At 65.1% G+C, this 24,133-nt stretch carries 22 protein-coding genes; 11 read left to right on the top strand and 11 right to left on the bottom strand.

Annotated features, from left to right (window positions below):
• Positions 1-9 precede the first annotated feature (9 nt).
• The 6 genes from AC3CD9_RS16390 (at position 10) to AC3CD9_RS16415 (ending at position 7,349) form a co-directional block, all read left to right on the top strand.
• Positions 10-1,227 (top strand): substrate-binding domain-containing protein, encoded by a 1,218-nt coding sequence (locus AC3CD9_RS16390; protein WP_488365033.1) that lies wholly within the window; start codon positions 10-12, stop codon positions 1,225-1,227.
• A gap of 22 nt (positions 1,228-1,249) precedes the next feature.
• Positions 1,250-2,209 carry a sugar phosphate isomerase/epimerase family protein gene (locus AC3CD9_RS16395; RefSeq protein WP_488365034.1) on the top strand — a complete coding sequence of 320 codons (960 nt, stop codon included), beginning with the start codon at positions 1,250-1,252 and terminating at the stop codon, positions 2,207-2,209.
• Entirely contained in the window at positions 2,206-3,219 is a 1,014-nt protein-coding gene (locus tag AC3CD9_RS16400; protein WP_488365035.1) for a sugar phosphate isomerase/epimerase family protein, read from the top strand. The genes AC3CD9_RS16395 and AC3CD9_RS16400 overlap by 4 nt, the downstream gene beginning before the upstream one ends.
• 165 nt (positions 3,220-3,384) lie before the next feature.
• Positions 3,385-4,134, top strand: a complete 750-nt coding sequence (locus tag AC3CD9_RS16405) for a M50 family metallopeptidase (RefSeq protein ID WP_488365036.1) — start codon at positions 3,385-3,387, stop codon at positions 4,132-4,134.
• A 151-nt stretch (positions 4,135-4,285) separates the two neighbouring features.
• Positions 4,286-4,963, top strand: coding sequence for an HAD family hydrolase (locus tag AC3CD9_RS16410; RefSeq protein ID WP_488365037.1), 678 nt, complete (start codon positions 4,286-4,288; stop codon positions 4,961-4,963).
• Between the two features lie 172 nt (positions 4,964-5,135).
• Positions 5,136-7,349, top strand: coding sequence for an HNH endonuclease signature motif containing protein (locus AC3CD9_RS16415; protein WP_488365038.1), 2,214 nt, complete (start codon positions 5,136-5,138; stop codon positions 7,347-7,349).
• Positions 7,350-7,497: 148 nt separating this feature from the next.
• Here the strand turns inward: AC3CD9_RS16415 and AC3CD9_RS16420 are convergent, their stop codons facing one another.
• Entirely contained in the window at positions 7,498-9,108 is a 1,611-nt protein-coding gene (locus tag AC3CD9_RS16420; RefSeq protein ID WP_488365039.1) for a nucleobase:cation symporter-2 family protein, read from the bottom strand.
• A 450-nt stretch (positions 9,109-9,558) separates the two neighbouring features.
• Between AC3CD9_RS16420 and AC3CD9_RS16425 the strand changes: the two genes are divergently transcribed.
• Positions 9,559-11,034: an 8-oxoguanine deaminase gene (locus AC3CD9_RS16425; RefSeq protein WP_488365040.1), complete on the top strand. Its 1,476-nt coding sequence runs from the start codon at positions 9,559-9,561 to the stop codon at positions 11,032-11,034.
• A 77-nt stretch (positions 11,035-11,111) separates the two neighbouring features.
• Here the strand turns inward: AC3CD9_RS16425 and AC3CD9_RS16430 are convergent, their stop codons facing one another.
• Positions 11,112-11,597 (bottom strand): hypothetical protein, encoded by a 486-nt coding sequence (locus tag AC3CD9_RS16430; protein WP_139467678.1) that lies wholly within the window; start codon positions 11,595-11,597, stop codon positions 11,112-11,114.
• A gap of 145 nt (positions 11,598-11,742) precedes the next feature.
• On the opposite strand from AC3CD9_RS16430, the gene AC3CD9_RS16435 reads away from it, so the two are divergent.
• Both AC3CD9_RS16435 and AC3CD9_RS16440 read left to right on the top strand, forming a co-directional pair.
• Complete coding sequence (locus AC3CD9_RS16435; RefSeq protein ID WP_488365041.1) at positions 11,743-12,195, top strand: DUF2871 domain-containing protein; 453 nt, start codon at positions 11,743-11,745, stop codon at positions 12,193-12,195.
• Between the two features lie 98 nt (positions 12,196-12,293).
• Positions 12,294-13,112 carry a type 1 glutamine amidotransferase gene (locus AC3CD9_RS16440; RefSeq protein WP_488365042.1) on the top strand — a complete coding sequence of 273 codons (819 nt, stop codon included), beginning with the start codon at positions 12,294-12,296 and terminating at the stop codon, positions 13,110-13,112.
• A gap of 97 nt (positions 13,113-13,209) precedes the next feature.
• Here AC3CD9_RS16440 and AC3CD9_RS16445 read toward each other — a convergent pair whose 3' ends face one another.
• From AC3CD9_RS16445 to AC3CD9_RS16460, 4 genes are all read right to left on the bottom strand, one after another.
• Positions 13,210-14,052, bottom strand: coding sequence for a hypothetical protein (locus AC3CD9_RS16445; RefSeq protein WP_488365043.1), 843 nt, complete (start codon positions 14,050-14,052; stop codon positions 13,210-13,212).
• Positions 14,049-14,666 (bottom strand): DUF6114 domain-containing protein, encoded by a 618-nt coding sequence (locus tag AC3CD9_RS16450; protein WP_181271167.1) that lies wholly within the window; start codon positions 14,664-14,666, stop codon positions 14,049-14,051. Before AC3CD9_RS16450 ends, AC3CD9_RS16445 begins: the two co-directional genes overlap by 4 nt.
• Positions 14,666-15,280 carry a DUF6230 family protein gene (locus tag AC3CD9_RS16455; protein WP_487489555.1) on the bottom strand — a complete coding sequence of 205 codons (615 nt, stop codon included), beginning with the start codon at positions 15,278-15,280 and terminating at the stop codon, positions 14,666-14,668. Before AC3CD9_RS16455 ends, AC3CD9_RS16450 begins: the two co-directional genes overlap by 1 nt.
• A 339-nt stretch (positions 15,281-15,619) precedes the next feature.
• Positions 15,620-16,549, bottom strand: a complete 930-nt coding sequence (locus AC3CD9_RS16460) for a LysR substrate-binding domain-containing protein (protein WP_488365044.1) — start codon at positions 16,547-16,549, stop codon at positions 15,620-15,622.
• 142 nt (positions 16,550-16,691) lie between these two features.
• Here AC3CD9_RS16460 and AC3CD9_RS16465 point away from each other — a divergent pair, with 142 nt between their 5' ends.
• Positions 16,692-17,969: a M20 family metallo-hydrolase gene (locus AC3CD9_RS16465; RefSeq protein WP_488365045.1), complete on the top strand. Its 1,278-nt coding sequence runs from the start codon at positions 16,692-16,694 to the stop codon at positions 17,967-17,969.
• Positions 17,966-19,087, top strand: coding sequence for a diaminopropionate ammonia-lyase (locus AC3CD9_RS16470; protein ID WP_488365046.1), 1,122 nt, complete (start codon positions 17,966-17,968; stop codon positions 19,085-19,087). Before AC3CD9_RS16465 ends, AC3CD9_RS16470 begins: the two co-directional genes overlap by 4 nt.
• Here AC3CD9_RS16470 and AC3CD9_RS16475 read toward each other — a convergent pair.
• From AC3CD9_RS16475 to AC3CD9_RS16495, 5 genes are all read right to left on the bottom strand, one after another.
• Positions 19,014-20,558 carry an AbgT family transporter gene (locus tag AC3CD9_RS16475; RefSeq protein ID WP_488365047.1) on the bottom strand — a complete coding sequence of 515 codons (1,545 nt, stop codon included), beginning with the start codon at positions 20,556-20,558 and terminating at the stop codon, positions 19,014-19,016. The two genes, AC3CD9_RS16470 and AC3CD9_RS16475, sit on opposite strands and share 74 nt — an antisense overlap.
• Before the next feature lie 127 nt (positions 20,559-20,685).
• Positions 20,686-21,507 (bottom strand): creatininase family protein, encoded by an 822-nt coding sequence (locus tag AC3CD9_RS16480; protein ID WP_488365049.1) that lies wholly within the window; start codon positions 21,505-21,507, stop codon positions 20,686-20,688.
• A complete protein-coding gene (locus AC3CD9_RS16485) occupies positions 21,504-22,217 on the bottom strand; it encodes a FadR/GntR family transcriptional regulator (RefSeq protein ID WP_488365050.1) in 714 nt (237 codons plus the stop codon). The genes AC3CD9_RS16480 and AC3CD9_RS16485 overlap by 4 nt, the downstream gene beginning before the upstream one ends.
• A gap of 58 nt (positions 22,218-22,275) precedes the next feature.
• Positions 22,276-23,301, bottom strand: coding sequence for a CE1 family esterase (locus tag AC3CD9_RS16490; protein WP_488365051.1), 1,026 nt, complete (start codon positions 23,299-23,301; stop codon positions 22,276-22,278).
• A gap of 143 nt (positions 23,302-23,444) precedes the next feature.
• The gene (locus AC3CD9_RS16495; RefSeq protein WP_488365053.1) at positions 23,445-24,104 is read right to left on the bottom strand and encodes a GntR family transcriptional regulator; all 660 of its coding nucleotides are present in this window, start codon (positions 24,102-24,104) and stop codon (positions 23,445-23,447) included.
• Positions 24,105-24,133: the final 29 nt, after the last annotated feature.

Consider the following 24,133-nt stretch of genomic DNA (forward strand, 5'->3'; position numbering starts at 1 on the left):
GAAACCATCATGAGAACAGGACTGAAACCAGTGCTGAGGACGGCGGTCGCGCTGGTCGGTGCCTCCGCGCTCATCGCTTTGGCCGGGTGCACAACCGACCCCACGGTGGAACCCGGCGGCGGGGAGGGCGGCGGCGAAGACTCCTCTGAGGAGTGGTTCGATCAGAAGCTCTACGATCGTCAGTTCGAAGAACGTGACGTCGTCCCCGATGGGCCCGAGGACAAGCCGTACCTGCAGATGATCAATCCCGAGATGGGCAACACCTCGGAATTCAAATCCGAGGGCGGGAAGAAGATGTGCTTCGCCAATGCTTCGATCTCGAACCCCTGGCGGCAGACCGGCTGGATCACCATGAACGAACAGCTGAAGGATCTCAAGAAGAACGGTGTCATCACCGAGATGGAGACCCGCGACGCACAGGACAACGACGACACCCAGATCGCCGACATCGACTACTTCATCTCGGAAGGCGACTGCGACGGCTTCATCATCTCGCCGAACTCGACCTCGGCGATCACCCCTGCCGTTGAACGCGCCTGCAAGACCGACAAACCCGTCATCGTCTTCGACCGAGGTGTGGAAACCGATTGCGCGGTGACCTTCATCCATCCGATCGGCGGCTTCGCATGGGGCATTGACACCTCACAGTTCCTCATCGACAACCTGGAGAAGGGAGACAAGGTCGTCGCACTGCGGATTCTGCCCGGCGTCGATGTGCTCGAACAGCGGTGGGCGGCAGCTGAGAAGCTCTTCGGCGAAGCCGATATCGAGGTCGTTGACTACTTCACCGAGGGAGACCCTGCCGAGATCAAGAAGGTCGTCTCCGATGAACTCGCCAAGGGCGACGTCCAGGGCGTGTGGATGGACGCCGGCGATGGTGCCGTCTCCGCGGTCGAAGCCTTCGAGGACGCTGGGAAGGACTACCCCGTCATGACCGGCGAGGACGAGCTCAGCTTCCTGCGCAAATGGAAGGACACGGACATGACGGCACTGGCCCCCGTTTACTCGAACTTCCAGTGGCGGACACCTCTGCTCGCCGCCGAGATGATCTTCAACGGTGAAGAGGTTCCGACCGAATGGGTGCTGCCGCAGAGCCCGGTCACGGCCGAGGACCTCGATGAGTACCTCGATCGGAACAAGGGAATGCCCGATGGGCACTATGCGAAGTTCGGCGGCGAGGACCTGTCCGGATTCCCTGAGGTGTGGCAGGACAGGGTCATTCCCTGATCCGTGAGAGACGAGTCGGATCATGACACGTGAGATCGGGATCAACACCTGGGTGTGGGCGTCGCCGCTGACGACCGACCGCCTCGGTGAGTTCGCCGGCCGTGCCCGCGATTTCGGATTCGACCTGCTCGAACTTCCGGTGGAGGTGCCGGGGGACTGGGACCCCGGTGCCGCCGCCGAGGCGGTGGCCGAGTTCGGTCTGGGCGCGCGGATCGTCGGGGCGATGGGGCCAGGTCGGGACCTCATCGACCCGAGGTTCCGGCCGGATACACAGGACTACCTGCGTCACTGCGTCGAGGTGGCCGTCCAGGTCGGTTCGCCCACCGTGGCCGGACCGTTCACGGCAGCGACCGGCCGGGTGTGGCGGATGGACAACGGGGAACGGACAGTTGTGGTTCGGACACTTCGGGAGGCTCTGCGCCCTGTGGCTGCGTTCGCGGCTGAAAGGGGCGTGACGATCGCAGTGGAGCCTCTCAACCGCTACGAGACGAGCCTCATCAACACCGTCGAGCAGGGGCTCGATGCATTGGAGCCCCTGCTGGGAGACGGTGTCGGCATCGCCCTGGACAGTTACCACCTCAATATCGAGGAACGTTCCCCGGCCGCTGCGATCCGAGCCGCCGGGCAGCATTGTCGAGTCGTACAGGTCTGCGGCAACGACCGTGGGCCGGTGGGCGGCGATCACACGGATTGGGAGGCGTTCTTCGACGCACTCGACGACATCGACTACCTCGGACCGCTCACGGTGGAGAGCTTCACCGGTGACAACGACACAATTGCCGTGGCTGCTTCGATCTGGCGGCCGTTGGCAGAGAGTCAGGACGCACTGGCGCGTTCGAGCGCCGAGTTTCTCACCGCGCTGCAGCGGGCGCGGCCAGGAGCACACCACGATGACCACTTACCTGATCACGACAACTCATCCAGACTCGACCACCCAGCTGGGCGCGATCACTCATCAGGCACTGCAGAGGAGCAGCCATGACCGACAGTCCTCATCCCGTCACTCTCTTCACCGGGCAATGGGCCGATCTTCCGTTCGAGGAGGTGGCGCGGCTAGCCGCCTCCTGGGGCTATGACGGCTTGGAGATCGCTTGTTCCGGCGACCATCTCGACTTGGTTCGGGCCGATGATGATCCCGCGTATCTGAGGTCGAGGCTCGAGGTCCTCGATCGGTACGGGCTCAAGACGTGGGCGATATCGAACCATCTCGCGGGTCAAGCCGTCTGCGATGATCCGATCGACTTCCGGCATCAGGCGATCGTCAGAGAGTACGTGTGGGGAGACGGCGAGGCGGAGGGGGTGCGGCAGAGAGCGGCCGAGGACATGAAGCGCGCTGCCCGTGTGGCGCGGCGTCTCGGAGTCGACACGGTCGTCGGATTCACCGGTTCGAAGATATGGCCCTATGTCGCGATGTTCCCGCCTGTTCCGGCGTCGGTCATCGACGAGGGGTATGAAGACTTCGCGAATCGGTGGAATCCGATCCTCGACGTCTTCGACGGTGAAGGGGTCAGGTTCGCCCACGAGGTCCATCCCTCGGAGATCGCCTATGACTATTGGACGACAGTCCGGGCGTTGGAGGCGATCGACCATCGCGAGGCGTTCGGTCTCAACTGGGATCCCAGCCATCTGCTGTGGCAGGGAATCGACACCGTCGGCTTCATCACGGATTTCGCCGATCGCATCTATCACGTCGATTGCAAAGACACCCGGCTGCGGCCGCCGACCGGCAGAAGCGGAATCCTCGGTTCTCATCTGTCCTGGGGCGATCCTCGGCGAGGGTGGGATTTCGTCTCGACCGGCCATGGCGATATGCACTGGGAGGACGCGTTCCGGGCGCTCGCTTCGATCGGATACGACGGTCCGATCTCCATCGAATGGGAGGACGCTGGGATGGACCGTCTCCACGGCGCCGCCGAAGCGGTCGCCCGGATCCGCGAATTGCTGTGGAAGCGACCGGAGACCTCGTTCGATGCAGCGTTCTCGAATCAATGAGGTCACTTGAGCAATCGACTAGGTGATGCTTTTCAAACCTTCGAAGCGACCGATCTCCCGAACCATAGGCACTCCGACTGCCTGAGTCGTCGGAGTCCCGACCTCCCGAATCGCTGAGGAGGACCTGAGGGTCCCGCTCAGGAGCGGTTCGTACACTGGGCCGCTATGGACTTCAAGCAGGCAACGGCGACGTGGTGGGACGCCATCACCTCGGGCTTCGGGCGGCAGGACGGGCTCGAGCTCGACGTCCTCGGGCTCGTGCTCGTCATCGGAGTGCCCCTGGTCGTGACCCTGACTCCGGGGATCTGGAGGTTCTTCGGACTGTTCGTGACCTTCATCCACGAGCTCGGCCACGCATTCGCTGCGCTCATGACGGGACGCGTGGTCAAGGGGATCTCGCTGAACTTCGACCATTCGGGGCAGATGAACTCCTTCGGCCGAGTCGGCTTCTCCGCCACATGGGCGGGTTTCTGGGGATATCCGGCACCGGGCGTGCTCGGACTCGTCCTGGCCACCTCGGCGGTCTTCGGTTGGGCCCCCTTGGCACTGTCTGTGGGCGCGCTGATCCTGTTGGTCGCGCTCATCTTCATCCGGAACCTCGCGGGCGCGGTCATCGCCGTGATCACGGCGATCGCGGCCCAGCTCGTCGTCGTGTTCCTGCCGCTGGAGTGGATCTCGGTCTTCGTCGCCGCGCTCGGCACGGCGCTGACGATCGGTTCGCTCAAGGACCTCGTCAAGGTCATCCGCGTCCACACGCGCCGGCGCCATGTGCAGCAGTCCGATGCCTACATCCTCGCGCAGGGTTCGGCCTTGCCCGCCGGTGCCTGGCTGACGCTGTTTGCGCTGGTCATCATCGTCTGCGCGCTCGCCACCGCGCGGGTGCTGTATACGGCGGTGTCGGTCGGCGCGGTGTGATTGGGACTCTCTTCGTTTCCTGAGCTGGAGCAGCAGGGGCGGTGTCGTTCGGCGCAGAGCGACAGCGGCAGTATCGGGTCCGCGAGATTCAGGGACGAGCCGGCGTGGATGCCCGTGATTCCGCGTCAGTGCCGGGTGGCAGAATCAGAGTATGGCCCCACTTCCGAAATTCTCCGCTGTCCTCTTCGACTGTGACGGAGTCCTCGTCGACTCCGAAAGCATCACGAACGGCGTCCTCCACCAGATGCTGCAGGAACTCGGTTGGCAGCTGAGCGCCGAGGAATGCATTGCGCGATTCGTCGGTAAGATGCTCCGCGACGAGGCCGATGTCATCGAGGAGCACACCGGATTCCGCATCGACGAGCACTGGATGCAGGAGTTCCGGCGGCGGCGCAATGCCCAGCTCGAGGCGTCCCTCTTAGCGATTCCGGGGGTCGTCGATGCCGTTCACCGCATCGCTGAGATCTACCCGGGCAGGATCGCCTGTGCTTCGGGAGCGGATCGTCCGAAGATCGAACTGCAGCTTCGCAAGATCGGCCTGTTCGATGCCTTCGAGGGTCGGATCTTCTCCGGCATGGAGCAGCCGAACTCGAAGCCCGCCCCGGACGTCTATTTGGCAGCAGCCGAATCCTTGCAGATCGACCCCGCCGAGGCGGCTGTGATCGAAGATTCCCCCACCGGCGTGATCGCCGGCGCTGCGGCCGGATCCCGTGTGCTCGGGTTCTGCCCGGATTCTCCGGTTCATCAGAGCGCGGAAACGCTGTTGGCAGCGGGTGCCGCCGAGACCTTCAACGCGATGGACCAGCTGCCCGGCCTGCTGACTGAGTAGGTGCCTGGCTCGCCGAACCTCGGCTGCGGCGAAACTGAATCATCAAAATACATCAAACCGCACCCAAATTCGCAGAGATTCTTTTCGTAATCGAATTGTGACATTCATTTCTTCTCCTTGGGAGTAAAATAGAGTCAAGGCATTCACATCGACGTGAAAGGCGGCGAGATCGATGAAGGATCCTCAGGATCCGGGCAACAACGGTCTCGAGCGTGCCTCGAATGAATCAGTCTCCGGTTCACCCGCGACATCGGCAGACCTCTCTTCATCAGCTCAGGTTCCTCTGATCGGCCCCGACTCACCCCGTCGTCTCGACGTCGAACCCGATTCGCCGATGGCCGTGGTCGTCAGTCTGGCTCATTTGAGCACGGGAGTTCGCCTCGCCGAATTCCAGGCCGTCGCGGGCCTGTTTCTGACCGATGTCATTGAGAAGCTCCGTTACGCCGAGGGCGACAAGATCTACTATCACTCAACGTTCACCGAAACGGCCGGCCGCTTCATCACGGCACGTGACGGACTGCTGCCTGAAAAGGACGACTTCGTGGACCCGTGGACATCCACCGGCTTCGTTCTCGAAGACCGCGCTCTCGACGGGTCTGATGATGCTGATTCCTCCACCGGCACTGCCGCCGGCGACAGCGAAACCGGGGAGAGCATCGTCGAGCAGCCACTGGCTCCGCCGGCAGCCCCGCTTCCGAATTTCCCCAAGTTCGGACTGCACAAATCCTTCAACAGCTGGGTCCACGACCTTGCCACGCGCGAAGAGATCGCCGAGCTGACCACGGTCCTCGGCTCGACGAGCAACGGTGCCTACAACGAGATCACGAACGCCGTGACACTGGCGTTCGGACTGCCGAAGTTCCTGCAGCGCTGCCTCGCCGGTGAATTCACGATCGAACACGTACTTGCAGCGACCCGTGCCATCAAAGACGTCGCCTTCGAATATCTGCCCCGTCTCGATGCCTACCTGGGCGACCGCCGTGCCGATATCACTATGGAGACCTTCAAGAAGTCGCTCAACCTCAAGATCGCGGCACTCGTCCCGGTCGACGACCGGACCGAACTGGCCGAGAAGCGTCGCCGGGTCGACATCATGAACTACCCCGACGGCACCGCCTCGGTGACCTTGTCCGGACCCGCCGTGGAACTTAACGCCTTCTACCTGCGCATCGAAGCATTCGCCCGAGCGATCCGCAACGGCAACATCTCGGCGCTCTCCGAAGAGAGCACCGCCGGCCTCGAGGTCGCCGACCAGGACAGCATCGCTGCTCTCATGTTCGACATCGCCACTCGAGCGACCCCGCAGATGACCATCGCAGTGACGACGCACGACACCACGACCGGAGAGACCACCACGAACGAGATCGCTCTCGAAGCTGCCGACGGCTCGGACTCCTCGGTCGCTGACGAATCGTACCCTACGGCTCCGATCACGGCAGCCGCGGTCGATCGTGCCGTGCAGGAGGCGCAGAGTGAAGCGGAAGCGGCCGCCGGCACCGGCGTCGACGTGAAGACCACCATCAAGCTCGTCATGCCCACCCACGGGCAGTGGGTGCGAGAGCAGGCGAAGATGATGGTAACGGTTCCGTATCTCACCGCGGTGGGAAAGTCGGAGCTGCCGGGGACGTTCTCCGACGGTACCCCGGTGCCGCCCGACGCGGCACGGGCTCTCGCAGGTGAGAGCCCCACTTGGCACCGGATCCTCACCGATCCCGCCACCGGGACGCCGATCGATGCCCGCTCGCGCAGCTACTACATCCCGGCGGAAGTTCGTGCTCCCCTGGTCGGCAGATGGCAGTCCTGCACTGCTCCGGGGTGCACCCGACGGGCGGAGACCTCGGAAGTCGATCACATCATCCCCTTCGACCATGCCGATCCGGCCCGAGGCGGTCAGACGACGTTCGAGAACCTCCACCCGCTGTGCAAACCCGACCACCAGGCCAAGACTGACCGCAGGTTCGCGGTCCGAATGACCGAGGACGGGGCGGTGGAGTACTCCTTCACTCGTGGAGTCGTCGCAACAATGTATCCACCGGACAACCCGATCAATGCCGAGCACGCTCGACAGGTGGAGAACTATGACCAACTGCCGAATCTGCTCGACCGTCAGAATGCCGTGGACGCGGAGCAGCTTGGCGACGTCGGAAATCTGGGCCCAGCCGGACGACTCGACAATACGGATGCATTTCGCCCTCCTGAACCAGAGGGCCATACCGCAGCAGGGGGCTCCGTACCAGTAGCCTCCGAGCCAAGGGACTCCGAACCAGGCTCCAGTGAACGAGGGGACGAGTGTGTCCCGACCGCTGGCGCCAAGCCCGTCTCGAGCGTCGGCCGGGAGCCCCCGTGGAACGACTATTGGGACTCCGGAGATCCGCCCCCGTTCTGACAGCGGGCCCGATCTGACAGCGGGCCCGATCTGACGGCGGGTCCGATCTGACGGCAGCCCGAAATCGCACGAGGCCCCAGACGCGCGCCTTCGCAGACGGCGACCGGGGCCCGTTCGGTGTATCCGGGTCCAGTTGGCCTAGCTGGCCTTAGATTCCGTCCTCGGCGATGAGGCGGCGGACGTCTTCCTGGGTGCGAACCTCGCCCTTTTGCGCGGCGTCGACGACCTTCTCGTGCTGCTCCTCGGTGACGACGGGAACCTCTTCTCCGTTGCAGTCGACGATCTTGCCGTCCTTGACGGTATCGCCTTCATAGAGGATGGCTTCGTTGTCGATGAGTCGCTGCAGCTCTTCCTTGCGGATGACTCGTCCGGTGCCGGCCACGAAGACCGACCGATCGGAGCGATCCTTCGTCTTCACTCCGATGTGGTTGAAGACGAGGTTGAGCAGCACGGCCATGAGAGTGGCCGAGGAGATGCCCGAGTGGAGGATGATGCCGACCCAATCCGGGAAGGCGTTGTAGAAGTCGGGCTCGACGACCGGGATGATGCCGAAGGCCAGCGAGACCGCCACGATGATCATATTGAGGTTGCCCTCGTACTCGACTTTCGACAGCGTACGGATGCCCGACGCGGCGACCGTGCCGAACAGCACGATGCCCGCGCCGCCGAGAACAGGAGTCGGAACCGCGGCAACGACCCCGCCCATCACAGGCAGCAGCCCGAGAACGACGAGGATCGCACCACCGGCAGTGACGACGAAGCGCGACTTCACGCCGGTGATCGCCACCAGGCCGACGTTCTGCGCAAATGCCGACTGGGTGAAGGAGTTGAAGATCGGCGAGACCGCCGACGACAGCATGTCAGCGCGCAGGCCCGATGCGATGCGCTTGGAATCGACCTTAGTATCGACGATCTCTCCGACGGCGATGATGTCCGCTGTGGTCTCGGCGAAGGTGACGATGATGACGATGAACATCGAGATGATCGCCGCGGCCGAGAATGTCGGCATACCGAAGGCGAACGGCTCGGGGAACGCGAAGACACCGCGATCGAGCACATGGGAGAAATCGGCCCAACCGAAGATGAGGCAGCCGATGGTGCCGATGACGATGGCCAGCAGAATCGACAGGCGGGAGATCACCGCGACGGGAATCCGGCTGAGGATGAGCACGATGGCCAAGGTGACCACGGCGATGAGGATATTGCGCATGCTGCCGTAGTCGGCAGCCTCGGCATCCCCGCCCATGGCCCAACCTGCGGCCACGGGCATGAGTGACAGACCGATCGTGGTGATGACCGTGCCGGTGACCACCGGAGGGAAGAACTTCACGATGAGCGCGAAGGCCGGGGCGACGATCAGGCCGATCACCGAGGCGACCAGCACCGACCCGAAGACCGCAGGCAGGCCGTCGCCGCCGGCCAGAATGGACGTCATCGTCGCGACGCCGGCGAACGAGACACCCTGGACCAGCGGCAGCTGCGAGCCGAAGAACGGCACACCGACCGACTGCAGGATCGTGGCCAGACCGCCCATGAACAGACAGGAGGCGATGAGGAGGCTGATGCCGTTGCCGTCGAGACCGGCGGCATTGCCGATGATGAGGGGAACCGCGATGATTCCGCCGTACATGGTGAGCACGTGCTGCAGACCGTAGGCGAAGGAACTGCCGACAGGAAGCCGTTCGTCCTCCGGACGGGCCGGCTTGCTCGCGACCGCGGACTTGCGGTCGTTGCTGGGTGACTGATGGGATACCGACATCTATCTCTCCATTGAGTGCGTCCTCGGGCGAAGACCTCACTGTGACTGTCCGACCTCAATGGTCGGTGTAGCGTGCGAGCGGGCATCAGATCGACCGAGAGATCGGTTGCATAATTCCGTTATGCGAAAGGAAATTTCCTTATCGCAAAACTCTAAAGGAATACCATTTTCGCCGCAAGCCATTTTAGTGACCCGCGGCACATGCTAGAGTGCACGGCAGTCGTGTACTCATCCCTTGACGATCTACTGAACGTTCGCTCAGTTCGAAGGTTTTGGATCATCGTACCGTTTTACCGATAGGTGGGTACAGTCGGGGATCCCGGATGGGATACCGACCGGCGGAGCAGCAGACGCCGGAAAACCTGAGCTGGTGGCGTCAGCCCCAGTTCTGTCGCCACTGACCAATAGTGCGCGCTCGACGCGCACGGTTCAAGAGTGAAAGGCGACACGATGACCGACATCAATGGAACCGGCACACCGTCAGCAGAGAGCTTCTCGGCTCCCGGGAACACATCGACCGCGCGACTGTGGCTGCGCGATCCGCTGGCCGTCCACCTCGGTGTCGGCGTCGATCCGAACCGGGCGACGCGGGGAATCGTCATCGACCCAGCCACGGGAACTATCGTGGAACTCGTTCCCGCCGGTGGCGAACCCACCTCATCCGGGGCCGGCGGTGCCGCCGGTGACGCGGCTGCCCTCGAAGTCATCGACGCCTCGGCGCATGTCATCACTCCCGGGCTGATCAATACGCATCATCACTTCTACCAGACGCTGACCCGTGCATGGGCGCCCGTCGCCGACCTGCCGCTGTTCGGGTGGCTGCAGAACCTCTACCCGGTGTGGGCCAGGCTGACCCCGCGCGCACTCGAGCTCGCCACGACCGTGGCGATGGCCGAGCTCCTCGAATCCGGCTGCACGACAGCCGCCGACCACCACTACCTGTTCCCCACCGGCATGGACGCGGCCATCGACATCCAGGTCGACGTCGTCCGGAGACTCGGCATGCGCGCCATGCTCACTCGCGGGTCGATGTCCCTGGGCGAGGACGACGGCGGACTGCCCCCTCAGCAGACGGTCCAGGACTCGGAAGTCATCCTCGACGATTCCCGCCGCCTCGTCGAGACCTACCACCAGCGAGGGCCCGGCGCTCAGATCCAGATCGGCTTCGCCCCGTGCTCCCCGTTCTCCGTGACCACCGAGCTCATGCGCGAATCCGCCGCACTCGCTGCGGAACTCGATGTCCGCCTCCATACCCACCTGGCCGAGACCATCGACGAAGAGGACTTCTGCCGCGAAACCTTCGGCCTGCGCACCGTCGACTACCTCGAATCCGTCGGCTGGCTGGGGGAGCGGACCTGGTTGGCGCACGGTGTGCACTTCGACGATTCGGAGATCGGCCGGCTCGGCGCCGCCGGAGTCTCCGTCGCCCACTGCCCGACCTCGAACATGCGGCTGGCCTCGGGAATCGCCCGCGCCGTCGAACTCGAGGACGCCGGAGTCAACGTCGGACTCGGCGTCGACGGATCCGCGTCGAATGACGCCTCGAACCTCATCCGCGAGGTCCGGCAGGCGCTCTACATCCAACGTCTGCGCTACGGCGCCGAGGCGGTCACCTGCGGCCGCGTCCTCGACTGGGCGACGAAGGGATCGGCGGCGGCACTCGGACGCGACGATCTCGGCACCATCGAAGCGGGCAAGCAGGCCGACCTCGCAATGTTCCGCCTCGACGGCCTCGCTTTCTCCGGATCGCACGACCCGATCCCCGCGCTCGTCCTCTGCGGTGCGGAGAAGGCCGATCGCGTGATGGTCGGCGGTCAGTGGCGGGTCGTCGACGGCCACGCCATCGGCGCGGATGGGCACGCGCTCGACAAGGAAGCGCTCATCGCTGCGCATCAGGAGGAGGCGCGCCGCCTCGTTGCGGGATGAGATCTGGGGCAGCGGTCGCCTCGGCGATCCTGAATCGGAGCCGGCCGCGCCTGGGGCACAGACAGCCAGCCGGCGGCTCAGTCCTCGGGCTTGCGGAACACCTCGCGCAGGTGGTCGCCGGTGAGGAAGTCGCCGACGCCGATCATGACCAGGCTGAACACGATCTGCTCGGTGATCATCCAGACCGGGTAGAGGCCGGGGATCGCGGCCATGACGAGGGTGATGACGGGGAAGATCTGCGTGAACAGGCGCAGGCGCTGGTATCCCCAGTAGAAGCCCTTCGTTGCGCGCCAGAAGAAGTAGAAGAGGGTCACGGTCATGCCGAGGACGACGATCGTGCGCATCCACACGGCGAACGGCACCGGTTCGCCGGCCCTGGCGATGAGCACCGCGTAGACCACGGCTCCGAAGCCGAGCACGAGTTCGAACACGAGCAGCCAGGTGATCCACGCGAAGGCGCGTTTCGTCTTCGGGTGCGCGAGGCCGTCCGAGGGCACGACGATTCCGGCTTTCCTGCCGCCGGCGAGGCGGTCGATCTTTGCAAGCAGGTTCTCCATGGCCATGCCTCCAGGCTAGCGGGATCACGAGCTCCGGAACCGATTTTCGGGGCTTCAGGTGCCTGTGTGATGGAACATCAATCGAAAGTTGGGGATGCAGTTCAATCCTGTGGGTCAGGAAACCGCGCCCGCGTGCTGATGAAGTGGAAGCATGAAGAAGATATTCAATGCAGCTTTCACGTACATGATCATCGGCGTCCTCTCGGGACTGTTCTACCGCGAGTTCACCAAGGCCAACGATTTCCCCTCCGGTGAGTTCACGCAGCTCGGCCTCGTCCACACCCACCTGCTCACACTCGGCTTCATCGTCCTGCTCATCGTCCTCGCCCTCGACAAGGTGTTCGGACTCTCGGGCACGAAGCTGTTCTCGTGGTTCTTCTGGCTCTACAACGTCGGCGTGATCCTCACGGGCGGAATGATGGTCTGGCACGGCTCGCTCACCGTCCTCGGCGAAGAGTCGAACGCCATGATCGCCGGAATCGCCGGCCTCGGTCACATCGCCCTGTCCGTCAGCCTCGTCCTGTTCTTCCTCGCCCTGCGCAAGAAGGTCGTGGCCGGCAAGGCTGTGACCGAAGGCGCGGAGACGACTTCGCTGTCGCGCTGACCGGGACACCTTCGCCGAGGCGGGGCTCGGGTCCGCACTCAACGACGTCACCGTCGTGGTGCGGGCCCGAAGTCCTGCTGTTGGGTGACAATGGTGCCATGAGCAGTGATTCCCAGCGCCGGGTGCGCATCCTCGCCATCGAACACGAACGTGGCACCGGACCGCAGAGGTTCGGTGAATGGCTGATCGACGCCGGCGCCGAGGTGGTCGTGACCCGTCCGTATCTCGGCGAGGTGATCCCGGAGCTCGGTTCGTTCGACGCCCTCATCGTCCTCGGCGGATCCGCAGGGCCCACCGGGGACGATGAGAATCCCTGGTTCCCCGAGGTTCGGGATCTGCTTCGCCGGTCGATCGCGGGGGAGTTCCCGAGCCTCAACATCTGCCTCGGCGGGGAGATGCTTGCCGTCGCAGGCGATGCTCCGATCGCTCGGCGGGCGCACCCGCAGATCGGGATCTACGAACTGGGTGTCACCTCGGCGGGGGCATCCGATCCGGTCTTCGGGGTGCTGGCCGGTGGCGGGTCAACCGGTACTGGGTCGACTGAAGGGGAGTCGCTGCCATCCGTGCTCTTCCATCAGGAGGAGATGGCGCTGCCGCCCGGAGCCGAACTCCTGATCACCGGTTCCGACGCCCCGGTCCAGGCCTTCCGCCTCGGCGAATTCGCGTGGGGCACTCAGTTCCACCCGGAAACCGATGCCGCGCAGATCGCGCGCTGGCTGGACGGCAACGACCTGGCCCTGCCGGCCGGCAAGACCGAGGATTCGATCATCGCCGAGGTCGAGGTGGACGATTCCGCTCTCGTCGACAATGGGAGGCGATTGGCTCGTGCCTTCGTGGAATTCCTGGACGGCCGGCGTCGGGCAGGCCGGGAAAGCAAGCTGGAATGCAGACAGCAAAGCACGAAGGCCGCGGACTGAGTCCGCGGCCTTCGTACCTGGCCTTTCTGGGCTGAACCCGGCCCCGTCGGGTGGTTCCTCCTCACGGTGAAGGAGGAACCACCTCGGCGATGGTGGGTCAGTCTTCGGCCTTCTTGAGCTTCTGATCGGTGTTGGTGTAGTAGATCCCATCGGCGGTGGAGCCGACGAGCCCCATCGTCACTCGCAGCAATCCGGGCTCGACGTCGTCCATGGGCGGCGGCGTCTCCGGTCCCAGGGTGAGCGACTTGCCGTCCTTCGTCGTGGCGGTGATCGAGCCGATGTACACAGTGACATCGCCCTTCAGCGTCATCGTGTCGGCCGTCGTCACCAGTCCATACTCCTCGTCCGGCGGCTTCACCGTCAGCGAGAATCCTTCGATCGAGATCTCTTCGGCCTGCAGCTTCAGAGTCACGATGGACCCGCCGTCAGCGGTGGGCACCGAGACGAACGAAATGCCCTTCAGACCCTTGAACGAGAGTCCTTCCGAACCCATCGCAGCCGGAGTCTTCGTGAAGACCGGTGCGTTCTCATCCATCTGTGCATCGGACGGGAACTCACCGTTGCCCTCTTTCTCCGAGTCTTCATCCTCGTCCTCGGTCGGGTCGTCGCTGGGCTCATCGAGTCCCAGACCACCCGGGTCCGTAGGTTCGTCGGACGGTTCCTCCGTCGGTTCCTCGCTCGGTTCGTCCGTGGGGCCCGGTGCGGGCAGCGAGGGATCCGATGTCGGTGGATCGCTGGGCTTCACCGGCATTCCGGGCGACAGGCTCCCCGCAGGTGAGGAGTCCTTGGCCTTTGCGGAATCCTCGTCATCGCAGGTGCCCACGAGTGAGCACAGCGGTGACGAATGGGCGGCTGCAACCGAACCCGCCCCGAGAGTCGTCGGGAGGATCAGGACAGCAGCCGCGAGGATTGAGGCCGTGCGGCGGCTGGGTGCCCTCATGCAGTCTCCCCCTCAGCGGCTTCGGACTCCTTCGGCCCGCGCGGTCCCATCCAAGCGACGATGAGGATCGCGCCGATGGTGGACAGCAGCATGCCGATGATGAACCCGCCGAGGTTCACTCCGATGAGTGAATAGACTGCGAGGACGAGAGCGATGATCCCGTAGAACACATGATGCGTGGGACGGAAGATCGACAGCAGAGCGAGGACGACGATGGCGATCGGAACCACCGTCGCCTGCAGACCCTCGATGCCGAACTGGATCTGCATATTGCCGAGGTCCAGCTGACCGGAGAAGAAGAGCTCGATTCCGCCGAGGACGGCAAGCACGCCTCCGATGAAGGGCCGCTGCCGACGCCAGTGCTTGAACCCCTGGCGCTTCTTCTCGGCGCCTTCGGTCATCTCGGCTCCCTCGCTGTTGTCAGCATCCCCCGTCTCCGGCGCCGGGACTGCGAATTCTGCCGTCTCGACGCCGGATTCGGTGTGGTCGCTCTGTTCGTTGGCGCGTCGACTCCGCCGGGACAGCGCAAGCAGGCTCGTCTTCTGCACGGTGTCCTCCTGTTCGGCGGCCCCCCGTTCATCGGTCGGCTGCCCGTTGGCTGCTGAGTCCCTCATCAGTCGCACTGCTCAGATCCGTCGGTGAGCTTCAGCGACATGTCCTTGAGGGTGAAGACCGAGGCCGTGGTCGACCAGGAATCCTGCTTGAGGTCCTTGATCGAGATGGTGTCGGAGTCCTGGGCGAAGTCGCCCTTGCTTCCCTTGGCCTTCGTATTGACGTCGGAGGCATCGACGCCGATGCGGATGTTCTTGAATTCCGCATCGCCCTTGAGTCCGGTCATGCCGATCTGCAGATCCTTCGCCGAGGCGGGGGTGCCCTTTCCGCCGGCCTTGATGAGGATGCCCACCTTGCCCAGAGGTGTCTCCTGGACTGCCGACTGGCAGAGGTTCTCCAGGGTGGCATCCTTGATGTTCGCGGTGACGATGGCGTGTTTGCCGCCCTCGGCGTCCTTGGCGACTCCGCTGTATTGGGAGAATCCGGTTCCCTCGAGCTGCGACGAGGCGATCTTGAATTGAGTGCCGGAGATGGCGAACGAGACCGGCACCGCGCCCTGGGCCACCCCGCCCATGAGCATGGCTGAGACGACACCCGTGGGAATTGCGACCATGGCGATGCGACCGGCATGGGATGAGACGAGCCTGCGGATGAGGCTGGGATTGCGGAACTTCATTGATCCTCCTTGACCACCGAAGGTTCGGCGGGCATCAGCGTGTGACGTAAGTTACTACGGGGTGTTACCCGACAGTATCGCGGGTGAAGTTTGAGCGTCAACATCTTTTGTCGACGAGGCTCGCAAGGGCGCGGGTGCGAGCGGTCGTGCGGCCCGGTTCCAAGCAGTCTTGTCGGATCATCACGTTCATCATCGGCCCAGGTCAGACGATGCGTCAGCGGCAACCGTGGGCGAGATCTGAATCGCGAGTGATGCCCCGGCGGCCCCGCCCGAGACGACGGAATCCGAGGAAAAGCAGTTCGTGAACAAAACTTTCAAAACTCAGCTGGATCGGCACGCTCAGCGCGTTGCGAACTCAGCGGCGAGAGCAGCGCGCAGGGCGATGATCCGCGGAGTCCGGGCGCTGCCGCGACGGATCGCCGTCGAGATCCGCCTGCTCGCAGGTTCCGGCAGCCGGTGCGTTGAGATCGTCGCGGAATCGATGCCGGCGTTCGCTGCGGCCGCCTGCAGAGACAAGCGCGGAACCAGCGCCGAGGCGAGGCCGAGAGCGACGAGCCGGACGAGCAGGAGGATATCGGAGGACTCGGTGCGCACCTCGGGTTCGAAGCCTGCCCTTCGGCATTCGGAGCGCGACCAGTGCCCGGCGCGTGTATCGGCAGGCTCCATGGCCCAGGCATGGTGGGCGCACCCATCGAGGCTTGGGACTGAAGGCGGGCCCGAAGAGCCGGAGTCAGCGGCTGCGGGAGTGATGAGGCAGAGCTCGTCGTCGCCGAGCACCTCGGTTTCGACTCCCTCGTCACGGCGTGCTGGACGCGACGGATAGTCCTCCTGGAGGACAAGATCGTAGTCCCGGGCGAGCAGTGCGGGGACGGCATCCTCGGTGCGGATATGCGTTGTGATGACCGTGAGGTCGGGATGGTCCCGGGCCAGCCGGGCGAGCGCGCCGGGCACGATAGTGTGCAAGGCCGTCTGGAAGGCGGCGATGCGCACGGTGCCGCCCACTCGGTGCCGGACCTCGGCGATCTCGGCCTCCGCGGCTTCAAGCTCACGCAGGACCGCCTCGGTGCGGGCGACGAGGATCTGCGCTTCCTCCGTCAGGCGCACCCCGCGACCAACGCGTTCGAGCAGCTGTGCGCCGACCTCGGACTCGAGGATCTTGAGCTGATGGGAGACCGAGGACGGGTCCTGGCCCAGAGCGGTCGCGGCCGCGGCCAGGCTGCCGCGGGCTGCGACCTCTCGCAGCAGACGGAGCCGTCTGAGACTGAACATCGTGCCTCCGGTGCAAGGTGAACTTTGAACGATGCAGTTCAAAACATGAAGGAAGTTCATGAGTAGTGGTGGAAGCCAGTCTATCGATTTCATGTGTCAGCGTTCGTAGGCTCGAGATCAGACACTTGAGAAAGGACGCTCAATGACCCCGACCACGCGCTCGAACAGCACAGATCTCCACATCGACGGTGACCGACTGTGGGCCGACCTCATGGCTCTCGCCGCGATCGGCTCCTACGACGACGAGGCGACCGGCCTCGTGGGGGTCAACCGGCAGTCGCTGACGGATGAGGACCGGGCAGGACGCGAACTGCTCATCTCCTTGATGGAGGAACTCGGCCTTGAAGTCACGATCGACGAGATGGGTACGATCTTCGGCCGACGCGAAGGTCTGGACCCCGAGCTCGCGCCCGTGCTCGTCGGTTCGCACATCGACACCGTGGCCACCGCCGGCGCCTTCGACGGCTGCCTCGGTGTGCTCGGCGGGCTGGCCGTGATCCGCGCCTTCGCCGAGGCGGGCCTCCAGCCCCGTCGCCCCATCGTCGTCGCCGCGTGGACCGAAGAGGAGGGAGTGCGCTTCGGCACCGATATGCTCGGATCCGCCGTCGCGGCGGGGCGACTGAGCCTCGATTACGCCTACGGACTCACCGATGAGACCGGAGCGCGGTTCGGTGACGAACTGAGGCGCATCGGCTTCAAGGGCGAGCGTCCCGTGCACATCGACCCGCCGCACGCCTACCTCGAATGCCATATCGAGCAGGGGCCCGTGTTGGCTCAGGAGGACCGCGTGATCGGCATCGTCACCGGAGTCCAGTCGATCTCCTGGCAGAAGGTGACCCTTCACGGCCGTGCAGCCCACGCTGGAACCACCCCGACCGAACTGCGCATCGACGCCGGCCTGGCCGCCGCGCAGATCATCGTCGAGGTCCGACGTATGGTTGACTCCGGCGCCTACGGACGGCTGCGTGCAACGGTCGGTCGCATCGATACCTTCCCGGGACTGCCGAGCGTCGTGCCCGATCGGGCCGAGATCACCGTCGACCTGCGCAATCCCGACGATGAGCACATGGCCCGCGCCGAGGCGGACCTCGCCGCTTACCTCGAACGTCTTCCCGACAGCCAGCCCGGACTGCGGGTGGAGGCGGCGCAGATGGCGCGGACCAAGGCCGTGCCCTTCAGCGAAGCCGTGCAGGACACGCTCGAGACCGCAGCGAAGGAACGCGGCTATGATTCGATGCGGCTGATGTCCGGGGCCGGTCACGATGCGCAGGAGATGGCCGCGATCGCCCCGGCGGCCATGGTTTTCGTCCGCGGTCAGCATCACGGAATCAGTCATAACCCCCGCGAATACTCGACTCCCGAGGACTGCCGCGCCGGTGTCGAGGTCCTGGCTTCGGCAGTGAAGGAGCTGAGCTCATGATCGGCGAATCCACACATCCGCAGGAATTCCACCGCACGATCCCCGGTTATCGGGTCACCGACCTCATCGATCTGCCCGGTCTCGCCGTCGAGGTGGGGGCCGCCTCGGTGCGGGTGAAAGACGAATCCGATCGCTTCGGTCTGCCGGCATTCAAGGCACTTGGAGCATCATGGGCAGTCAATCGGGTGATCAGCGCACACCTCGGTCTGCCTCCGGCTGCGACGTTCTCCGAACTCAGTGACCGCGCCGCGGGACTCGAGCTCGTCCTCGTCACCGCCTCCGACGGCAACCACGGCCGGGCGCTCGCCCATATCGCCGCCCGCCTGGGGCTGCGCTCACGCATCCACGTGCCCGCGGGTCTGCCTGCCAGCACGCTTGAGGCCATCCGCGGCGAAGGGGCCGAACTCGTGGAGACCGGCCTCATCTACGACCGGTCCGTCGAGGACGCGGCGGCGAGCTGCGGCGACGGCGAGCTGCTCGTTCAGGACACGGCATGGGACGGCTACGAGGACGTGCCCGGGTGGATCGTCGACGGGTATTCGACGCTGTTCGCCGAGGTCGATGAGCAGCTGGGCGGACCCGCTTCGCTCATCCTCGTGCCCAGCGGGGTCGGCTCCCTGCTCCAGGCCGCCGTCGTCCACCAGGGCAGGCACGGACCGGAGGCCCGCGTGATCGCCGTCGAACCGGTCACGGCTGCGTGCATCAACGCGTCGATGCGGGCAGGACGGTCGGTGAGCGTCGACACCTCGCAGCCGACCTCGATGGCCGGGCTCAACTGCGGGACCGTCTCGTCCCTGGCCTGGCCCGTCCTCCAGTCCGGACTCGACGATTCGGTCACGGTCACCGACACCGAGGCGGCCGCCGCCCAGGACGAACTCCATAACCTCGGTGTGGCGGTCGGCCCGTGTGGAGCCGCCTCGTTGGCGGGGCTGAGAGCCGCGCTCACCGCGTCCGGCGGACCGGGCGCCCTCGGACTCGATGAGTCCGCGCACATCGTCCTGCTCAGCACGGAATCGGCTGCGGCGAATGCCGGAGTCGACGCACTCAGCGCACCGGCGCATCGGGACCGAGCGGAATGCCCAGACCCCACCACAGGAAGAACAGCAGGCTCCAGCTGATCGTCATGCACACGGCCAAGGGCAGGGTGTGCGAGGCGAGCGTGCCGATGCCGGCGCTCTTCTGATACTTCTGCATGAAGCCGAGTGCGAGGATGAAGTACGGGCTCATCGGGGTGATCGCCGTCGACCCCGAGTCGGCGATGCGGAAGATCGCCTGCGAGGTCTCCGGCGGCACCTCGAGCAGCATGAGCAGCGGCACGATGACTGGGGCCATGATCGCCCACATCGCCGAACCGGAAGTGATGAGCACGTTGACGACGGAGAGCACGAGCAGGACGAGGATGAACACCACCCACGTCGGCAGGCCGAGGCCGGTGAAGAGTTCGGACACGGAGACCGAGACGAGCATGCCGATGTTCGTCCACTCGAAGTACTCGAGGAACTGGGCGATGGCGAAGAAGAGGACGAGGACCCCGGAGATCGAGGCGAGCCCCTGACCCATGAGCTTCGGAACGTCCGACCAGGTCTCGATCGTGCCCTCGCGGAAGCCGTACACGATGCCGCCGATGCCGAAGAGCATGGCGATGAGGAAGGCGATTCCGGTGAGGAACGGCGACTCCCCGAAGGGCCCGTCACCGCGCAGGGGCGCGCCCTCCGGGACGACGAGGACGACGATGGCGATGACCGCTGCGATGACGGCGAACATGGCCAGGCGCAGGGCCTTGCGTTCCTTGTCGGTGATGACGAGGTCTTCGTGTTCGGCATCCTCGTCGGCTTTGAGGTTGTCGCGCTTCATGAGCACGAGCTCGGTGACGATCGTGATGACGATGGCCAGCAGGATGGAGCTGGCGATGTTGAAGTACCAGTTGCCGATCGGAGTGACGATGTAGTCGGGGTCGATGATGTTCGCCGCAGCCGTCGTGATGCCCGCGAAGATCGCATCGTTGGGCGTCGGGATCGGGCTGGCATCGTAGCCGGAGGCGATCGAGGTGTACGCGACGATGACGCCGAGGACGGGGGAGCGGCCCACGGCCTTGAACACCATTCCGCCGAGCGGCACGAGGATGACATAGGCCGCCGCCGAGGCGACGTGGGAGACCGTGCCCATGAACGCGACCGTGAAGACGATGAGTCCGGCCGGGACGCGGGCGATCGAGACCTTCATCGCCGTCGACAGCAGGCCGGTGCGCTCGGCCAGGGCCACGCCCATGATGACGACCATGATCGTGATGAGCGGTGGGAAGGTCTCGTAGGCGTCGAGCGCGGTGCTCACGGCCATGGCGATGCCGTCGCCGCTGAGGAGGTTGTTCACCGGGGTCCAGTCCCCGGTGCCGGGATCCTCGACTCCCGCGCCGGCGAGGGAGAGGACGAGGCTGAATACGGCGAGGATCGCTGCGAGGATCCAGAACAGCCAGAAGGGGTTCGGCAGCTTGTTGCCGACGACTTCGATGACGTTGAGGGCGCGGATGACCAGCGGCAGCTTCTCCTGCTCGTCGGTCTGCGGGGTATCGGTGGTCTGGGTCGGTTTCATTGTGAGCTCCTGAGAGTCCAGTCAGGTCTTTCGGGCAGGGTCCACCAGGGCACGGTGATTACGGCGCTGGAATCGGGTGATCTGTGGTGGGGTGCGGGCCGGGCGGCCGGTCAGTGAGAAGCGGGTGTCACAGTCTCTGCAGCTCCTGACAGTAGGCGACGAGTCGGTCGACGACCTCGCCGAGGATGTCCTCCCCGGCCGCGGCCGTGGCGGTCCGTGGATCGCCGAGGACGCCGTTGTCGGCGTAGCGGTCGAATGTCACCGCTGTTGACGGTGTTTTCGTTCGTGATAGCCGGGCGCGCGGGTCGAGATCGTCGAGCCGGGTGGCGCCGGGGTTGAGGTGGCCCGAGTCGACCAGGGATTCGTCGATGGCAAGCATCTGCGAGGTCTCGGACTCTCCGCAGTGGCCGCTGACCTCGGTACGCGACAGCTGGGCGGTCGCCTCGGTGGCCAAGGCGGAGACCGGAGCATAGGCGAAGACGAAGTCCGGATGGGTGGCGAGCAGGGACTGCTGGACCACGCCGAGCGCGGCGAGGTTGCCGCCGTGACCGGTGATGACGAGGAGTCTGTCGAAGCCGGCATCGGCGAGCTGACGCACGATCGAGGAGACGAGGTCGATGAACAGCTGCGGACCGATATTGATCGTGCCGGGCAGGAAACGGTGGTGTGGGGAGACCCCATAGTCGATGCTCGGCAGGACGAAGGCGCTGCCCGCCCGAACCTGATTCCCGTCGGCGCTGTCGCGGAGCCGGTCGACGACGGCGCGTGCGACGTGAGCGGCACGGATGTTGTCGGTGCCCAGGGGCAGTCCGTCACCATGTTGTTCGCAGGCGCCGACGGGCAGGACGAGCAGGCTGCTTCGATCCTTCGCGAGCTCGACCTCCAAAGAGGTGAGTTCGGCGTAGTCGCGGATATGCGGGCGGATCTCGGAGATCGTCGGGCGGCTCACGGCTGGAGTCCTTCGACGGTGTCGGCGTCACCGGTCTGGTCTGTATCGTCAGCCCAGTCGGCGAGGACGGCGGCCTTGATCGCCTCGAGGTGCTTGCGGGTGCGGTGGGAGGCTTCGAAGCCGTCGCCGCGACGGATCGCATCGAGGATGTCCGCGTGCTCGTCGTGGTCGCGCAGGCGGTCATAGCTCGTGCGCGCCGCCTGCTGGGTCCGCGAATGGATGGCCAGCAGGGACACGAGCATCTCGTGCAGAGCGCGGTTGCCCGAAGCGCGAGCGAGTTCGACGTGGAAGTGACCGGCCGGGACCGCGGTCTCGACCTGGAGGGCATTGTCGAGTGCGGATTCCATGGAGGACACGGCGTCAGGTGCCTGAACGGCCGCGGCGAGCTCGGCGATTCCGGGCTCGATGGCGATGCGGGCGTCGAGGAGTTCGATGGCCGCTGCGAGATCGACGGGCACATAGTGCGGGTTGTCGAGGATGCGACGGTTGATCGCTTCGCGGACGTAGGTGCCCGAACCGTGCTTGAGCTCGACCGACCCCGTGGCCTCGAGCCGGCGCAGGGCCTCCCGGACGGTGGGCACGGTGACCTCGAAGCGTGCGGCGAGGACCTTCGCCGAGGGCAGGGTCTGCCCGGGCTGGAGGTTCTCGGTGCGGATGGTGTCGACGATTTCGCGAGTGAGGCGTTCGACGAGTCCGACGGTGGACGTCATGGTGCTCTCCTTCAAGTGTTTAAGTCATCTAATCACTTTGAGTGGTGTGTGTCAACGGTCACTTCTGGGTGGGCCCCTGCGTTGCTCCCGGGTGGCTGCGGAAGAAGTCCCAGACCGTGTCCGTGGCCGAGAAGTCCTTCGTGACGTATCCGCCCCCGCTGTAGACGACCTCACCCGGCCAGACGTGGCCGCCGTCGGTGATGGAATAGAGTTCGACGGAGGCGTCGCACCGCGTCCACTGGGTGCGCACAACGTCTTCGCCCTTGCGCCCGACCTGGCGTTCCTTCGTTCTCGCGCAGCCGGAGGCCTCCGCCCACGGCTGGATCCACTCGCGGACTCCCGGGTAGTCCTCGCCCTGGCGGTGGCCGCCCTCGTAGTGCATCGTCGCGTCCCCGGTGCCGTGGATCGCGAGCATCGGTGTGGGCGTCGAGTAATCACAGCCCTCCGTCGACTGCGGATAGTAGGCGCCGGCGACGGGGGCGAACGCGGAGAAGCGATCGCGCAGGTGACAAGCGAGGACGGAGACCATGCCGCCGCCGTTCGACTTGCCGGTGGCATAGACCCGATTGAGGTCGATGCAGTGCTCGGATTCGATCGAATCGAGCAGCTCGGCGACGAACGCGACGTCATCGGCACCGCTGGCGTAAGGAGCACCCTGCCAGGAACGTTTGCCGTCATTGAAGTCACCGTCGGGGAAGACGGTGATCGCGGGCAGTGTCGGCAGCCCCGTGTAGTTCTGGAATTCGGCGCCGTCGGACCCGTTGCCGTGGAACCCGAGGACGAGCGGCAGGGGAGTCGCGATCTCGTAGTCGCGCGGGATGTTGATCCGGTAGCTGCGCTCGCCGTCTGCCGTGGCGATGGTCTTCTCGTCGTTTCCGGGCTTCTGCTCGATGCCGCAGCCGGCCGACGGGGCGGCCGGTATCGTCGATGCCTTCGCGCCGGTGGTGTGAGCGGCGGCAGAATGCGCGGGTGCGGTCTGTGCGGTGGCGGCCATTCCTGAGGCCGCAGCGGTGCCCGTCAGCAGGGCGGCGCTCGTGGCGGCCGCGAGCAGAGCGGTCGAGATGCGTTTCGTCATTGATGACATCGTCAGTCCTTTGATCGTCGGTGATCGTGGTGAGGACTCTAGCACAGGTCATCAGATGACTAAATGAGTTGGCGATGACGGTGGCGTCGTCGAGGTGGCAGCGGTGTTGCCGATCCGGAACCCGCAGCTGGAAGGTGTTCGACTCAGGCCATCTGGGGCGCATCCCCTTCGATGGTCGACCAGTTCGCCTTCGTCAGTGCGACGGCATGCGCATGCTCACCGGCGCGGATGGCGGCGATGATCTCGGTGTGCTGCTCCGGTGAGGCTGACCCCTTCACCGATTCGAAGTGCAGGAACTCCGCGCGGCGCAGAGTGGCGGTGACGACCTCGAGGTGATCGGGAATGAGGGGATTGGCGGATCGGGTGAGGGCTACCTCGTGGAAGTCGTCATCGGCAGCGATCGCCGCCTCGGCGTCGCCGGCCGCGAGGGCCGCACTCAAACGGTCGTTCGCCTGCCCCATCTCATTCAGGGCCGCCTCATCGAGGGCGGGGAAGGCGAGGTCGATCGCCAGGCCGTGGAGTTCGGCGGCGATCTGCCGGGCCGCGAGGATGAGTTCCGGATCCTCCGGTGCCACGCGCGTCATCCGACCCGGCTCCGCCACGACGAGTCCGGCCTGCGCCAAACGTTGAAGCGCCTCGCGCACGGGCGTTCTGGACACCTGGAGCCAGGCACCGAGCTCCTGATCACGCAGCTGTTCCCCGGGGGCGAGCTGGCCGCGGACGATGGCATCGCGGATCGACCGATAGACGTCATCGCGCAGCAGGCTGCGCTGCGGGGCGGGGGAATCCGTGGGGATCGGCACGCTCGGTCACCTTGTCTCTGAGTGGGTAG

This window comes from Brevibacterium sp. MGP-B1 (genome assembly GCF_057766545.1).

Bases quoted from the DNA above. Each gene is read 5' to 3' on its own strand.
- AC3CD9_RS16390 (WP_488365033.1), top strand. From the start codon at position 10: ATGAGAACAGGACTGAAACCAGTGCTGAGGACGGCGGTCGCGCTGGTC.
- AC3CD9_RS16395 (WP_488365034.1), top strand. From the start codon at position 1,250: ATGACACGTGAGATCGGGATCAACACCTGGGTGTGGGCGTCGCCGCTG.
- AC3CD9_RS16400 (WP_488365035.1), top strand. From the start codon at position 2,206: ATGACCGACAGTCCTCATCCCGTCACTCTCTTCACCGGGCAATGGGCC.
- AC3CD9_RS16405 (WP_488365036.1), top strand. From the start codon at position 3,385: ATGGACTTCAAGCAGGCAACGGCGACGTGGTGGGACGCCATCACCTCG.
- AC3CD9_RS16410 (WP_488365037.1), top strand. From the start codon at position 4,286: ATGGCCCCACTTCCGAAATTCTCCGCTGTCCTCTTCGACTGTGACGGA.
- AC3CD9_RS16415 (WP_488365038.1), top strand. From the start codon at position 5,136: ATGAAGGATCCTCAGGATCCGGGCAACAACGGTCTCGAGCGTGCCTCG.
- AC3CD9_RS16420 (WP_488365039.1), bottom strand. From the start codon at position 9,108: ATGTCGGTATCCCATCAGTCACCCAGCAACGACCGCAAGTCCGCGGTC.
- AC3CD9_RS16425 (WP_488365040.1), top strand. From the start codon at position 9,559: ATGACCGACATCAATGGAACCGGCACACCGTCAGCAGAGAGCTTCTCG.
- AC3CD9_RS16430 (WP_139467678.1), bottom strand. From the start codon at position 11,597: ATGGCCATGGAGAACCTGCTTGCAAAGATCGACCGCCTCGCCGGCGGC.
- AC3CD9_RS16435 (WP_488365041.1), top strand. From the start codon at position 11,743: ATGAAGAAGATATTCAATGCAGCTTTCACGTACATGATCATCGGCGTC.
- AC3CD9_RS16440 (WP_488365042.1), top strand. From the start codon at position 12,294: ATGAGCAGTGATTCCCAGCGCCGGGTGCGCATCCTCGCCATCGAACAC.
- AC3CD9_RS16445 (WP_488365043.1), bottom strand. From the start codon at position 14,052: ATGAGGGCACCCAGCCGCCGCACGGCCTCAATCCTCGCGGCTGCTGTC.
- AC3CD9_RS16450 (WP_181271167.1), bottom strand. From the start codon at position 14,666: ATGAGGGACTCAGCAGCCAACGGGCAGCCGACCGATGAACGGGGGGCC.
- AC3CD9_RS16455 (WP_487489555.1), bottom strand. From the start codon at position 15,280: ATGAAGTTCCGCAATCCCAGCCTCATCCGCAGGCTCGTCTCATCCCAT.
- AC3CD9_RS16460 (WP_488365044.1), bottom strand. From the start codon at position 16,549: ATGTTCAGTCTCAGACGGCTCCGTCTGCTGCGAGAGGTCGCAGCCCGC.
- AC3CD9_RS16465 (WP_488365045.1), top strand. From the start codon at position 16,692: ATGACCCCGACCACGCGCTCGAACAGCACAGATCTCCACATCGACGGT.
- AC3CD9_RS16470 (WP_488365046.1), top strand. From the start codon at position 17,966: ATGATCGGCGAATCCACACATCCGCAGGAATTCCACCGCACGATCCCC.
- AC3CD9_RS16475 (WP_488365047.1), bottom strand. From the start codon at position 20,558: ATGAAACCGACCCAGACCACCGATACCCCGCAGACCGACGAGCAGGAG.
- AC3CD9_RS16485 (WP_488365050.1), bottom strand. From the start codon at position 22,217: ATGACGTCCACCGTCGGACTCGTCGAACGCCTCACTCGCGAAATCGTC.
- AC3CD9_RS16490 (WP_488365051.1), bottom strand. From the start codon at position 23,301: ATGTCATCAATGACGAAACGCATCTCGACCGCTCTGCTCGCGGCCGCC.